General features: G+C 37.6%; 12 protein-coding genes. 3 read left to right on the plus strand and 9 right to left on the minus strand.

Translation table 11 applies throughout. The features are described 5' to 3' along the window. The first annotated feature begins 135 nt into the window (after positions 1 to 135). Together AB3I72_RS07755 and AB3I72_RS07760 are read left to right on the plus strand one after the other, a co-directional pair. Positions 136 to 2,376 (plus strand): ATP-dependent Clp protease ATP-binding subunit, encoded by a 2,241-nt coding sequence (locus tag AB3I72_RS07755; protein ID WP_002386935.1) that lies wholly within the window; start codon positions 136 to 138, stop codon positions 2,374 to 2,376. 194 nt (positions 2,377 to 2,570) lie between these two features. Next, positions 2,571 to 2,885, plus strand: a complete 315-nt coding sequence (locus tag AB3I72_RS07760; RefSeq protein ID WP_002355547.1) for a DUF1827 family protein — start codon at positions 2,571 to 2,573, stop codon at positions 2,883 to 2,885. 40 nt (positions 2,886 to 2,925) lie between these two features. Here the strand turns inward: AB3I72_RS07760 and AB3I72_RS07765 are convergent, their stop codons facing one another. From AB3I72_RS07765 to AB3I72_RS07790, 6 genes are all read right to left on the minus strand, one after another. Beyond that, positions 2,926 to 3,996 carry a hypothetical protein gene (locus tag AB3I72_RS07765; RefSeq protein ID WP_086281269.1) on the minus strand — a complete coding sequence of 357 codons (1,071 nt, stop codon included), beginning with the start codon at positions 3,994 to 3,996 and terminating at the stop codon, positions 2,926 to 2,928. A 66-nt stretch (positions 3,997 to 4,062) separates the two neighbouring features. Next, a complete protein-coding gene (locus AB3I72_RS07770) occupies positions 4,063 to 4,710 on the minus strand; it encodes a DUF421 domain-containing protein (protein WP_002368017.1) in 648 nt (215 codons plus the stop codon). 15 nt (positions 4,711 to 4,725) lie between these two features. Then, positions 4,726 to 5,169, minus strand: a complete 444-nt coding sequence (locus AB3I72_RS07775; RefSeq protein ID WP_002355544.1) for a DUF3290 domain-containing protein — start codon at positions 5,167 to 5,169, stop codon at positions 4,726 to 4,728. A 175-nt stretch (positions 5,170 to 5,344) separates the two neighbouring features. Further along, positions 5,345 to 6,919, minus strand: coding sequence for a peptide chain release factor 3 (locus AB3I72_RS07780; RefSeq protein WP_002355543.1), 1,575 nt, complete (start codon positions 6,917 to 6,919; stop codon positions 5,345 to 5,347). A 173-nt stretch (positions 6,920 to 7,092) separates the two neighbouring features. Further along, the gene (locus AB3I72_RS07785; protein ID WP_002363168.1) at positions 7,093 to 8,472 is read right to left on the minus strand and encodes a hemolysin family protein; all 1,380 of its coding nucleotides are present in this window, start codon (positions 8,470 to 8,472) and stop codon (positions 7,093 to 7,095) included. A 174-nt stretch (positions 8,473 to 8,646) separates the two neighbouring features. Further along, positions 8,647 to 9,861, minus strand: a complete 1,215-nt coding sequence (locus tag AB3I72_RS07790) for an AI-2E family transporter (protein WP_002384914.1) — start codon at positions 9,859 to 9,861, stop codon at positions 8,647 to 8,649. Positions 9,862 to 9,936: 75 nt separating this feature from the next. On the opposite strand from AB3I72_RS07790, the gene AB3I72_RS07795 reads away from it, so the two are divergent. Further along, positions 9,937 to 10,368, plus strand: a complete 432-nt coding sequence (locus tag AB3I72_RS07795) for a GNAT family N-acetyltransferase (RefSeq protein WP_061100641.1) — start codon at positions 9,937 to 9,939, stop codon at positions 10,366 to 10,368. Positions 10,369 to 10,455: 87 nt separating this feature from the next. Here the strand turns inward: AB3I72_RS07795 and bph are convergent, their stop codons facing one another. The 3 genes from bph to AB3I72_RS07810 all read right to left on the minus strand — a co-directional run bounded on the left by bph (position 10,456) and on the right by AB3I72_RS07810 (position 12,613). Then, positions 10,456 to 10,989 carry a biofilm phosphatase Bph gene (gene bph / locus AB3I72_RS07800; protein ID WP_002355538.1) on the minus strand — a complete coding sequence of 178 codons (534 nt, stop codon included), beginning with the start codon at positions 10,987 to 10,989 and terminating at the stop codon, positions 10,456 to 10,458. A gap of 188 nt (positions 10,990 to 11,177) precedes the next feature. Further along, positions 11,178 to 12,155 carry a tagatose-bisphosphate aldolase gene (gene lacD, locus AB3I72_RS07805; RefSeq protein ID WP_061100642.1) on the minus strand — a complete coding sequence of 326 codons (978 nt, stop codon included), beginning with the start codon at positions 12,153 to 12,155 and terminating at the stop codon, positions 11,178 to 11,180. After that, entirely contained in the window at positions 12,152 to 12,613 is a 462-nt protein-coding gene (locus AB3I72_RS07810) for a fructose PTS transporter subunit IIA (RefSeq protein ID WP_071646571.1), read from the minus strand. The genes lacD and AB3I72_RS07810 overlap by 4 nt, the downstream gene beginning before the upstream one ends. Position 12,614 lies beyond the last annotated feature (1 nt).

Here is a 12,614-nt window from a genome sequence, read left to right on the forward strand (position 1 = left end):
GGTTTTATAGACAGAATTTATTCCTGCTATCTAGTACTTGGCTGGTTTGAGGAAAAATGGTCTGTTTACTAGAAATAATAGAGCAAACAACTATTTTTCTGGCCTCAGTTATTTTGAAAGGATGTGTTTCATTCAATGATTTGTCAAAATTGTCAACAAAATGAAGCAACAATTCATTTATATGCAAATGTGAATGGTCAAAGAAAACAACTGGACTATTGCCAAAGCTGCTATCAAAAATTAAAAAATCAAGCAAATAATTCCCCTCAAAATATGGGACAAGACCCTTTTGGCTTTGGGAGTTTAGACGATTTATATCGCTCTCTTTCTCGCCAAATGCAACAAGGTAATCCTTATGAACAACAAACACCACCCACTCAATTTGGTGATGGTGGTAATGGCGGTCAACCCCCTCGCGGAGGCGCTGGCGCTGGTCAAGGTTTACTAGGCGAGTATGGGATTAATATCACCGAAGCGGCACGCCAAGGAGATATCGATCCTGTGGTAGGACGTGACCAAGAAATTAAGCGTGTCATTGAAATCTTAAATCGCCGTACAAAAAACAACCCCGTTTTAATCGGTGAACCAGGTGTTGGTAAAACAGCCGTTGTCGAAGGTTTAGCCCAAAAAATTGTCGATGGCGATGTGCCCCAAAAATTATTGGACAAAGAAGTCATTCGTTTAGATGTGGTTTCACTTGTTCAAGGAACTGGTATTCGCGGACAATTTGAAGAACGGATGCAAAAATTGATTGAAGAAATCACTGAAGCTGAAAATGTCATTTTATTTATTGATGAAGTCCATGAAATTGTGGGTGCTGGTGCTGCTGGTGATGGCAATATGGATGCTGGCAATATTTTAAAACCGGCCTTAGCACGTGGTGAATTACAATTAGTCGGTGCCACAACTTTAAATGAGTACCGTATTATTGAAAAAGACGCTGCCTTAGAACGTCGGATGCAACCAGTCCAAGTAGATGAGCCAACCGTTGCCGAAACCATAACGATTTTACATGGTCTGCAAAAACGTTATGAAGATTATCATCATGTCAAATATACAGATGAAGCGATTAACGCAGCAGCAAACTTATCCAACCGTTACATTCAAGATCGCTTTTTACCAGATAAAGCGATTGACTTGTTAGATGAATCTGGTTCAAAAATGAATCTAACTATTCAACTCGTCGATCCAAAAACAATTGATAAAAAATTAGCAGAAGCGGAACAACAAAAACAACAAGCTTCCGCAGAAGAAGATTTTGAAAAAGCGGCTTACTATCGTGATCAAATCAATAAATTACAAGCAATGAAAGAAAAACAAATCAGCGATGAAGAAACACCCGTCATCACTGAAAAAGATATTGAAGCCATTGTGGAACAAAAAACTGGCATTCCTGTCGGTGACTTAAAAGAAAAAGAACAAACCCAATTGAAAAATTTAGCTGTTGACTTAAAAGCTCATGTTGTCGGACAAGATGATGCCGTCGATAAAGTAGCTAAAGCGATTCGTCGCAATCGTGTAGGCCTAGGCAAACAAAACCGCCCAATTGGTTCCTTCTTATTTGTAGGGCCAACAGGCGTTGGTAAAACAGAATTAGCAAAACAATTAGCCTTTGAGCTATTCGGTTCAGAAGATTCGATGGTTCGTTTTGATATGAGTGAGTATATGGAAAAACACAGTGTTTCTAAACTGATTGGTTCTCCTCCAGGCTATGTTGGGTATGACGAAGCTGGACAACTCACAGAAAAAGTCCGTCGTAATCCTTATAGTTTAATTTTGTTGGATGAAATTGAAAAAGCGCATCCTGATGTTTTACACATGTTTTTACAAATTCTCGACGATGGTCGTTTAACAGATGCACAAGGTCGTACGGTCAGCTTTAAAGACACCATCATTATCATGACAAGTAATGCTGGAACAGGAGCTGTGGAAGCCAACGTTGGCTTCGGTGCTGCCCGTGAAGGTGTGACTAAATCCGTTTTAGGTCAATTGAACAACTTCTTCACCCCCGAATTCCTTAACCGTTTCGATGGTATTATCGAATTCAAAGCATTAAGCAAAGAAAACCTGATGAACATTGTCAGCTTGATGTTAGAAGAAGTAAATGGCTTATTAGCTAAACAAAAATTACACATTGAGGTTCCAACAGAAGTCAAAGAGAAACTCGTTGATTTAGGTTATGATCCTGCAATGGGCGCTCGTCCTTTACGTCGAACAATTCAAGAACAAATTGAAGACGGCATTGCTGAATACTATCTAGATCATCCTGAAAATCATCAATTAGTCGCAGCGTTAGATAACGAAGGTAAAATTATCGTAACTGGCGCACAAGAAGTGACTAAAACAGAAACTTCAACATCTGACCAAGCAGAATAATCAAAAATCCACACGCATTAATAACAATGCGTGCGGATTTTTTTATGCTTTTCACTTTTTATTTTCATCAAAAAAAACTATAATAGAAGAAAGATATTCGTATACTTGTTCCTCATAGAAAAAATTCAATCTGGAACTCCTGTACATAATTGGAAACGCTCTTTTGCAGCACACAACTATAATGAGGTGATAAAATGAAATTAGTGAATGTGACCAATAGCTACAAACAATTAGTAAATAAACAATTGGAAAACACGGATGCTTACTTTGTAAAAGTCTACTCAGCAGGAAACACGACCGCTGTCTATTCAGAAGCAGCTCACCATGTGGAAGTTCTGATTATGAATAAAAATCGTCGCATTCGTCCGACAGAAGTAAAAGAAATTTTAGCAAAACTGTTAAAACGATTACCTAAAGAGGCTTATGACCCAGATGAAATTTCTATCATTGAGTTAAACCATGTGACCGAAGTGTCTGTTCCATTAAAAGTTTCCCTCATGGAAAACTAAAAAAACTGCCGAAGTTTCCCCACTTCGGCAGTTTTTTAATTTATTGTGACGTTATTTTTTTTACAAGACTTTGATAATTTTCCGACCAGGCTTCCTCATTTGTCGGACTGACTAATTTATTTTCCTCGATTGCTTTTTTTCTTAAGTCATCCACTTCTTTTTTGAAATTTTCCCCCGATTTTTGAGCATAATCTTTAGAAAAATATTTTGATTGGCGAGAATAAGCCTTCAGTTTCGCATCTTTAATCTCTTCTTCTGTATCTGCAAAATATTCATCATAACGAAGATCGGTTATTTTCCCTGAATCTTTTAACGTAATAACAGTTAAACGTCCAGAAAGCCCCTCTCCAAAATCTTCTGTTAGACTTGTATAATGTTCTTTTGAGGGTTCTTTAATTTCCTTGGCTAAAGCCCTAGCAGCAGGAAGATAGCCATTATTAGCGCTATTGGATTGACCTTTGGCTGTCTGGAAGGCGCCATCTAGACGATTTTCAGCAACCATTTGATTTTCTAAAAAAGTCATCGTATTAACAACGGTCACTAACGATTGATCGGTTCGGGCGTTGTTCGCTTGAAAATTTGCATAGCCGGATAAACGTTTTGTCACTCCTGCCCATTCTTCAGAATAATAGTTTTTAGGTCCACGTTCATCAAATTCCACTAACTGAATTTGTTGATCCTTAACAACGACATCAATTAAAGCCGTATAGCCGCCATCAAACACGACTTCATGATGATAATAATCCCCTTGAACTTCCCCGATTTCTGGACGACCTGACCAATACATCTTCTGGGCTTTTTCTTCTGGGCTAATTCCTGATTGTCCATTATTAGCTTCTACTGTAGCGCCAGAAACAGCATCAACTTCAAAGGTATGTCCATTACGCTCATAACTCACTTTGGCAGCACTCTCTTTCGATTGATTATTCGTGTTTGCCTGCTCCTCCTGCTTTACAGAAGTGGCATTAGTGGCTTCCGAGGCACCACTCGTTACTTGGCCTGCTTCTGCTTCAGTACTTTCTTTCATCTTTTCAGTTCGTTGATCTGGTTGGCACCCCATTAAAACAATCATTGAACAAAATAACCCGACAACTATCTTTTTAGTTTTCATTTTTCCTCCTTTTAAAGCTCATTGAATTACCATTCAATTCTAATATAAGTAGGATAAAAAGTATAGCTAAGCAATCGTTTTTTCTTCATATGGCGATAAACTTAACTGCCCAGATAAATACTCACCTAGATAAATTTCCTGTAATCTTTGGAAGCCTTGTTCTTGGATTTGCGTTAATAGCCAGTGCTCATCCTTTTTGATTAACTCTAGGACATCCATGTTGGCTTGACCGTCCACAATAATCGGGTAACGAATACTTTCATCGCCATATTCGACGATTGTTAATTGACCATTTTGTTCTAAAACCGCCCGTTTAACAAGCTGGACTTCATAAATACCATTTGCTCGTAATTTAAACATCAGATCATTTGCAGAAATACCATTTTTCAAACATTCCTTCACCACAACCTGTCCATCCTTGATTAAAGTAATGGGTTTACCATCCACAATTTGCTTCACATAGCGATTGTGTTCTTTTGCAAATTTTAAAATTAAGACTAATAATGTCCACAAAATTAACACTAATACAAATTGAAGCACCGTAATTGAATCATTATAAATAACACCACCAATAATGCCCCCCAATACATAGTTTTGCACTTGGTCCATGGCCGATGTGGGCGCCAAATTGCCTTTTCCCATCAAATTAATTTGGACAATTAAACAAATAATACCTAAAGCAAATTTAATAATAATTGGACTATAAAACTGCATTAATTTTCCCTCACTTTACTTTATTATTTCAATCGTTGGTGTTAATAAATACGTTTCTTGTAACGTATAAGACTGCTGATCCGTACTTAAACTCATTTTATAAAAGACTTCGTCAATTTTAACTATGGTTCCGTCAGCCAATTGTGTACCATTGACATAAACTTTTTCTGGAGAAACCTTTTTTTCCTGTGCCACTTGTTCGACAAAATGTACCATTTGTGAAGATTGTGAATGCTGATTTTGGTTCAGTTGATAATTGGAATATTGAACCCCTAAAACAAATAATAATGATAAAAAAATAATAATACTTAATTCACGATATTTCGTTTGAATTTGATGTCGCACATAAAAACTAAACACAATGACTAGCCCGATTAACAAAGCAAAAATAAAAAAATACTTTAAGTAATCATTTAAATTAGATTGGCTTTTTAAATACTCGATACCATAAAAATTCATGTTCTTGTCCACTCCTTGATAGGTTCGTTATAGTAAGTATTCTATCTCAAAAAAAACAATCACGCCTACTTTAATACCTTATAACAAGAAAAAGCTCAGCGCAATCATCTTGAGAATGACTGCGCCGAGCTTCAATCTTCTAAAGATTCAGCTACTGATTGATTACAAATTAATTTTACATCAAACTTTTCAGTTCAACATCTGGATATTTATCCGCAAACCAGCGTTCCGCAAATTGGTTTTCAAATAAGAACAATGGTTGGTCGAAACGGTCCCGTGCCAAAATGTTTCGGCTAGAGCTCATGCGTTCATCTAAATCTTCTGGATTAATCCAGCGGGCAATTTTAGAACCCATTGGCGTCATTACTACTTCAGCATTGTATTCATTGGACATTCGGTATTGGAAAACTTCAAACTGCAATTGACCTACGGCGCCAATGATATATTCTTCCGTTAAATATGTTTTATATAATTGAATGGCTCCTTCTTGAACCAGTTGGTAAATTCCTTTATGGAAAGATTTTTGTTTCATCACGTTTTTGGCAGTTACTTTCATGAATAATTCAGGGGTAAATGACGGCAACTCTTCATATTGAACATTCATTTTCCCTTCATACAAAGTATCGCCAATTTGGTAATTTCCTGTGTCATACACGCCGATAATATCGCCTGCAACAGCTTCTGTGACGTTTTCGCGGGCATCCGCCATAAATTGCGTCACGTTACTTAATTTGACTTTTTTGCCTGTTCTACCTAAAGTCACGTCCATGCCTCTTTCAAAAACACCTGAACAAATTCGAACAAAGGCAATTCGATCACGATGGGCTGGGTTCATATTCGCTTGAATTTTAAAGACAAAGCCTGAAAATTCTTTTTCGTAAGGACTTACTTCGCCACCCTCTTCTGTTTTATGCGCATGTGGCGCAGGCGCAAATTGTAAGAAGGTTTCTAAAAATGTTTGAACCCCAAAGTTTGTCAAAGCAGAACCGAAGAAGACTGGCGTTTGATCACCACGAGCGATTTTTTCCTCGCTAAATTCATCGCCTGCTTCTACCAATAACTCAACATCTTCCAACACTTGTTGATAAACGCTGTTATTGTGCAATGGTAAATCGCTTGGGATATCGCCATCTTTTAAAGGAATAAAACGCTCCCCGCCATTATTTTCTGGACGATATAATTCCACACGTTCATTATAAATATCGTATAGACCTTCTAAGCCTTTTCCCATACCAATTGGCCAGTTCATTGGATAAGATTCAATATCCAATAGTTCTTCCAATTCTTCTAAAAGTTCCAATGGTTCCCGTCCATCACGGTCCAATTTGTTAATAAAGGTAAAAATTGGAATACCACGTTTTTTAACAACTTGGAAAAGTTTTTTCGTTTGTGCTTCAATCCCTTTGGCACTGTCAATAACCATCACAGCACTATCCACGGCCATTAAGGTCCGATACGTATCCTCTGAGAAATCCTCATGCCCTGGGGTGTCCAAGATATTAATCCGTTTATCTTGATAATCAAATTGCATCACAGAACTCGTTACCGAAATTCCCCGTTGTTTTTCAATTTCCATCCAGTCAGATTTGGCAAAGTTCCCTGTTTTTTTCCCTTTGACTGTTCCAGCTTGGCGGATGGCGCCCCCAAATAATAATAATTGTTCAGTAATCGTTGTTTTCCCAGCATCCGGATGGGAAATAATCGCAAACGTACGGCGACTATCGACTGCTTCTTTTTGATTGATCGTCATAAAAATCTCCTTATCACTTGTGATGTTTATTTATTTATTTTCTTCAGCATAATTTTTGATTAACCTTTGCTAGTATATCATGTCAAGCCTTGAGAATAAAGAGCTGCTGTTGGCTGTTTTTTAAAAGGAAAACCTGCGACATTAGTCAAAACGACTGATGTCACAGGTTATTTTTAACGTCTTGGTTCGTCATCTTCCATTTCTTTACGGAAAAAACGACGATTTTCTTCTGGTTCTTCATCGACAGTTTCTTCATCGTAGAAATGAACGCGTAAGACTAGCAAACGTGTGCCTTCCATTTCTTCAGCAGTTAACTTAATATTGCCCACTTCAAAAGAAGGTTTTTCCCCTTCATCAGGAATGGTTCCTAATGCTGTAATTAAGTAACCTGCCATTGTATCAACATCGCTCATGTGTAAATCTGTTTCAAATACTTCATTAAATTCGTCAATTAACATGCGTCCTTGAACCAAATATTCATTGTCGGCCACTTGTGTATATAAATTTTCTACTTCATCTGTTTCATCGTCAATTTCACCAACGATTTCTTCTAGTAAATCTTCCAGTGTTGCTAAACCGACAACACCGCCATATTCATCTAGTAAAATCGCCATTTGGTTTTGTGTTCGTTTTAACTCATAAAGTAAATCATCAATAAAAATGGTTTCTGGGACAAATAATGGTTCTTGGATGATCGCGCCTAATTCAATGTTTTCAAAGCCTAAATTACGTGCAGCTTTTAGTAACGTTTTGGTATGTAAAATACCAACAATTTTATCTTTGTCTTCACTATAAACAGGAATCCGAGAATAATTTTCTCCTAAAATTAAATTGATGTTTTCTTGGACATCATCTTGGATGTCAACCATGAATGCGTCTGTCCGAGGAACCATTACTTCTCGTGCCACTTTTGTATCTAATGAAAAGACACCTTGTAACATTTCTAGTTCTTCGTTTTCCAAAACACCTTCTGTTTCAAGCATGTAGCGCATTTCATCTCGTGTCATCTTCGAATCGGCATCATCGAAAGTCATTGGTGTGATTTTGGATAATAAATCGGTCGAAGCCGATAGCAACCAAACGAAGGGACGCGCGATAACTCCTAAAAAGCGGACTGCACCAGAAGTCAATTGAGCGACTTCTTCTGATTTATTCATGGCAATTCGTTTAGGATATAATTCACCAAATACAATGGAAACGTACGTTAACAACGCTAAGATAATGATACTGGCAAGACTCTTAGCTGCGGCGCCGCCACCTAATACAGGGGCCAAACGACTAGATAAAGTCTCTGCTAATGAAGCACCAGATAGGATATTAACCAAAGTAATCCCTACTTGGATTGTGGATAAAAAGTTATTGGGGTCTTGCAATACCTTAAGCAATTTTTGAGCTTTTGCGTCGCCGTCTTCCGCTTTTTGTTCCACACGATTCTTGTTAACAGATACGACTGCAATTTCCGCCGCTGCCAAAAAGGCATTGATAAACGTCAACACGACTAATAATAGAAGTTGCGCAATTAGCGACTGACTCTCAGGGTCAGCATTATTCATAATGTTCTCTCTCTCCTTAATTGTTGATAATTCCGAGGCTGTACTTTCGTACTCTTTTAACGTTCTTCCTCTTTTTATGGTTAGGCTTAGAAACAGACACAATCAGTATTATGACAGGTTATTTTCTATCCTAATCCATAAAATCATAGCACGAAAGATTAGCGGATTCAATCATTAACCGTTATTTTCTTTCGTATTTGTTTCATTCCCTAAAAGAACGGCATTGGTAACTTTTTCACTACGACCCGCTTTGACCATATCAATAACATAGTAGATAATGGTCCGGCAGATTGCGTAAAATGGGACACCGAGGAAAATACCTAGCAAACCTGCTAAATTTCCTGCTACCAATAAAATTAAAATAATCGTTAACGGATGGATTTTTAGAGATTTTCCGATAACGTTTGGATAAATAATATTTCCGTCCAATTGTTGAACCACTAGCACCACTAAACAACATAAGGCTGCTTTGACGGGTTCATTAAAGATGGTCACTAAGACAGCGGGCGCTAATCCTAGATAAGGTCCTAGATAGGGAATCAAATTCGTAAAGCCGGCAATGACACCAAATAAAAAGGCATAACGAACACCAAGCAATGAATACCCAATAATCGTAAATGTACCGACAAATAAACATTCAATCGCTTGTCCACTAATATAACTGGATAAGGTTTGGTTCAATTGTCCTAAAAGATCCACAATATCATCTTTTCTTTTCTCAGGTAAAAAGCGTTGGATCGCTGGTACTAGCTTATCTCCATCTTTTAACATATAAAATAAAATAAATGGCGCAGTGACCAAAACAATAGTGGTTGACGCCACCGTTGATACGATTGAACCTAAGCTACTTGATAAACTACTTAAAAATTGTTGGATAATATTGGCATAAGAAATATCCATTTTTTCAATATAGCTTGTTAAATCAATTTGTTTAAAAATAGGTAACTCCGCAATCTCATAAATCCAGGTCTCCACTTGTTTAAAGAAATCCGGCATACTTGATGCTAAACTAGCTAGCTGATCTGCCAACTTAGGGATAATTGTTAATAGGATCAGAACTAATGCGATGATTAGTAATAAAAATACCAGTAAGACGGCATAAATTCGTTTCATTTTCGTCTTCATTAGTAGATTGACCACAGGATTTAGTAAATAATACAAAAAGCCTGCTACTAAGACTGGGGCAAACAACGTTGAGAAGAATGTCCCAATCGGTGCAAATAAGAAATTAATTTTCGAAGCAATAAATAATAGCATGGCCACGACAAGTAATTCAACTGACCAGAAAAATAATTTCGATTCTTTAAATCGATTAATCACAGCGGCTCCTCCTTTATTTTTATTCAATTGTTGCTGTTTTATTTTATCACACCTTCCCCCCTCAGTCATTGAGAATACTTCATTTCTAGAACTTTTTCGTGGTATAATAAAATAGAAACAGATTCTGAACTTGGGGGTTTTTCTATGCATGTAGCTCAAACAAAAGATACCATGAGTGATCTTTATTTAGATGCTGTCCGGCTTCGTCAACGCGTATTCGTAGCGGAACAAGGGGTACCAGAAGAGATGGAAATCGATGAATATGAAGCACGTTGTATTCACTTTGTTTTGTACACGGATCATGTAGCTGTCGCAACTTGTCGCTTGCTTCCACTAGAAAATGCCGTTATGAAATTACAACGAATGGCCGTTGAAAAAGCTTACCGTGGCGCCGACTATGGACGAGTGATTATGGAAGCGGCGGAAAATTTTGCCAAAGAACAAGGCTACCACAAGATTACTCTAGGAGCACAAGTCACCGCTGTAGGCTTCTATGAACGTTTAGGTTACCAAAAAACAGGCGCACCTTTTATGGATGCTGGCATTGAACACTACGAAATGAATAAAGAACTATAACACCAATTAAATCGGAAAATTTAGAGCTTGGAGCATTAGCCATTTTGGCTAATGCTCCAAGCTCCTTTTGTGGGCTGTTTACATCGGCTATTTTTTTGATAGCTGTTGATAACGTTGATACCAGATATCTACATATTCGGGCGAGAAGGGGCCTTTTTCGTTATTAATCCAATCCACTAAAGTCTTGACATTTTCTTTTAAAATGAAGTCAATATCTTCTGGATAATCCATTAGTTTGCTATGAAATTCATATTCATCAACGTCTAGTAAACGTTTTTCACCATCTGGAAAAACCTTGATATCTAAATCATAATCAATATACTTCAACGCTTCGTCATCTAAAACATATGGCGAAGCCAGATTGCAGTAATACGAAACCCCCTTTTCTCTAATCATTGCTATTATATTGAACCAATATTTCTTGTGAAAATAAACAATGGCTGGTTCACGAGTCACCCACCGACGTCCGTCGGATTCCGTTACTAACGTGTGATCGTTCACACCAATTAAAGAATACTCGCTCGTTTTTAGTACCATCGTATCACGCCACGTTCGATGTAAATGTCCGTCATGTTTATAACTCTGAATGGTTACAAACTCGCCTTCTTTAGGAATTCCCATAATACCCCAACTTTCCCCAAATAAAGTAAAGCACTGTTACTTTTTGGGTGTTCATACATCGATATCAAAATAATTATATCATATCTTTTGAGTTTGCGTACATTGAGTTCACTTAAAGAAGACGATTTCTGAAAAAATTTAATTCAGATGACCAAATAGTTTAAATTCAGTAAATATTTTCAGCTTAATTACTGTATTTTTTCAAAGACTGATACTGCGCTCTCTCTTAAAACCTGATTTAATTCTTCAACATTTGTTTTACCAGTTGTTTCAAGCCACGCAACGGCTGCTTCAGAACCTTGTTGAACAAATGGAAGCACGCCGTCTGCCCAAGTTGCGCGACCACATAAGACTCCATTAAACGAGGAACCTGCTTTTTTTGCAAATTTCAATGTTTCCTGAAACATCGCAGCACTAACCCCTGCACTCAAGAAAATAAATGGAAGTTGTGTTGCTTCACTTTGCATGTTGAAAAAGGCCTGCGCTTCATCTTGGCTATAAAGGCTTTCAGTGCCAAAACCTTCTACAAAATTCATGTTCACAGGGACTTCTACTTTTAAAACATCAACATTATAGCGATCCTTTGAAAATTCTTTCATCGCTTCAATTACTTTGTACGGTTTTACTTTAGCGTATTCTTTTGAAGCACTATCCGAATTGTTTGCATCATAAGAGACAATTTCTAAAAAGAATGGAATTTCTTCGGCTAAACACTCTGAACCAATCCGTTCTATATAAGCTTTCTTTCGTTCATTGATTGCTTCACTTTCGTCAACATCGTAATAAAGTAAAAATTTACACGCGTCTGCGCCCGCTTCTTTTAAACGCTTAACCGACCAAACATCAAGACTATCGGGTAACCGTCCTGGTGTCGAAGCATCGTAGCCCGTTTTTTCATACGCAAGTAACAAACCTGAAGTTTGTGCTCGATTTTCAGCAGCAGCTAGGCCATATTCTGGATCCAACAAAATTGCTGAAGTCTCTGGTGTTAAGCAACGAGATACTAATACTTTAAAGTCACTGATTTCTTGCGCAGTCACCTCTTTGTATTTTCCCATCATGCGTTTTAAGGCCCCACGTTGATCAATGGCTAGTGCGCCAATAATCCCTTGATCATCTACCAGATTTTCTAAATGTTTACGTTTTTGTTCACTAATTTTTTTCATTCTGTTCCCTCTCCTAATTGATTATTTAGTAACGTAGCAATTTTAGCTGGCGAACTTGCTTGTTTCAGTCCAGAAGTAACTTCTTCTCTTAATAGGAGGCGCGCAACGGAAGAGAGTAATTTCAAATGTGTCGTGCCAGCTTCGGCATCTGGAATAAACAGCGCAATCACAAACTCCGTTAATTGGTTGTCAAGGCTCTGCCACTCAACACCTTGGTCCAAGGTAACGATGATAATGGCCGCTTGTTGAATCGTTGCTGCTTTTGCATGAGGTATCGCAAATCCATTCATCATCCCCGTTGTTCCTTCTTGTTCTCGCTCGTTCAGTTTATCGAAAACTTCCTGTGCGTCCTGAGCAACTTCCAATTCTGTTGATTTTTTTGCTAAAAAGTGAAAAACATCCTCTTGCGTTTGTAACTGTTGATTTAAAAAAATATGATTTTCTTTAATAAAAGCCATT

Source organism: Enterococcus sp. GC34, assembly GCF_040886645.1.
Lineage (GTDB): Bacteria > Bacillota > Bacilli > Lactobacillales > Enterococcaceae > Enterococcus > Enterococcus faecalis.

Coding starts and splice junctions, on each gene's coding strand:
- AB3I72_RS07755 (WP_002386935.1), top strand. CDS start 136: ATGATTTGTCAAAATTGTCAACAAAATGAAGCAACAATTCATTTATAT.
- AB3I72_RS07760 (WP_002355547.1), top strand. CDS start 2,571: ATGAAATTAGTGAATGTGACCAATAGCTACAAACAATTAGTAAATAAA.
- AB3I72_RS07765 (WP_086281269.1), bottom strand. CDS start 3,996: ATGAAAACTAAAAAGATAGTTGTCGGGTTATTTTGTTCAATGATTGTT.
- AB3I72_RS07770 (WP_002368017.1), bottom strand. CDS start 4,710: ATGCAGTTTTATAGTCCAATTATTATTAAATTTGCTTTAGGTATTATT.
- AB3I72_RS07775 (WP_002355544.1), bottom strand. CDS start 5,169: ATGAATTTTTATGGTATCGAGTATTTAAAAAGCCAATCTAATTTAAAT.
- AB3I72_RS07780 (WP_002355543.1), bottom strand. CDS start 6,919: ATGACGATCAATCAAAAAGAAGCAGTCGATAGTCGCCGTACGTTTGCG.
- AB3I72_RS07785 (WP_002363168.1), bottom strand. CDS start 8,472: ATGAATAATGCTGACCCTGAGAGTCAGTCGCTAATTGCGCAACTTCTA.
- AB3I72_RS07790 (WP_002384914.1), bottom strand. CDS start 9,861: ATGACTGAGGGGGGAAGGTGTGATAAAATAAAACAGCAACAATTGAAT.
- AB3I72_RS07795 (WP_061100641.1), top strand. CDS start 9,937: ATGCATGTAGCTCAAACAAAAGATACCATGAGTGATCTTTATTTAGAT.
- bph (WP_002355538.1), bottom strand. CDS start 10,989: ATGGGAATTCCTAAAGAAGGCGAGTTTGTAACCATTCAGAGTTATAAA.
- lacD (WP_061100642.1), bottom strand. CDS start 12,155: ATGAAAAAAATTAGTGAACAAAAACGTAAACATTTAGAAAATCTGGTA.
- AB3I72_RS07810 (WP_071646571.1), bottom strand. CDS start 12,613: ATGGCTTTTATTAAAGAAAATCATATTTTTTTAAATCAACAGTTACAA.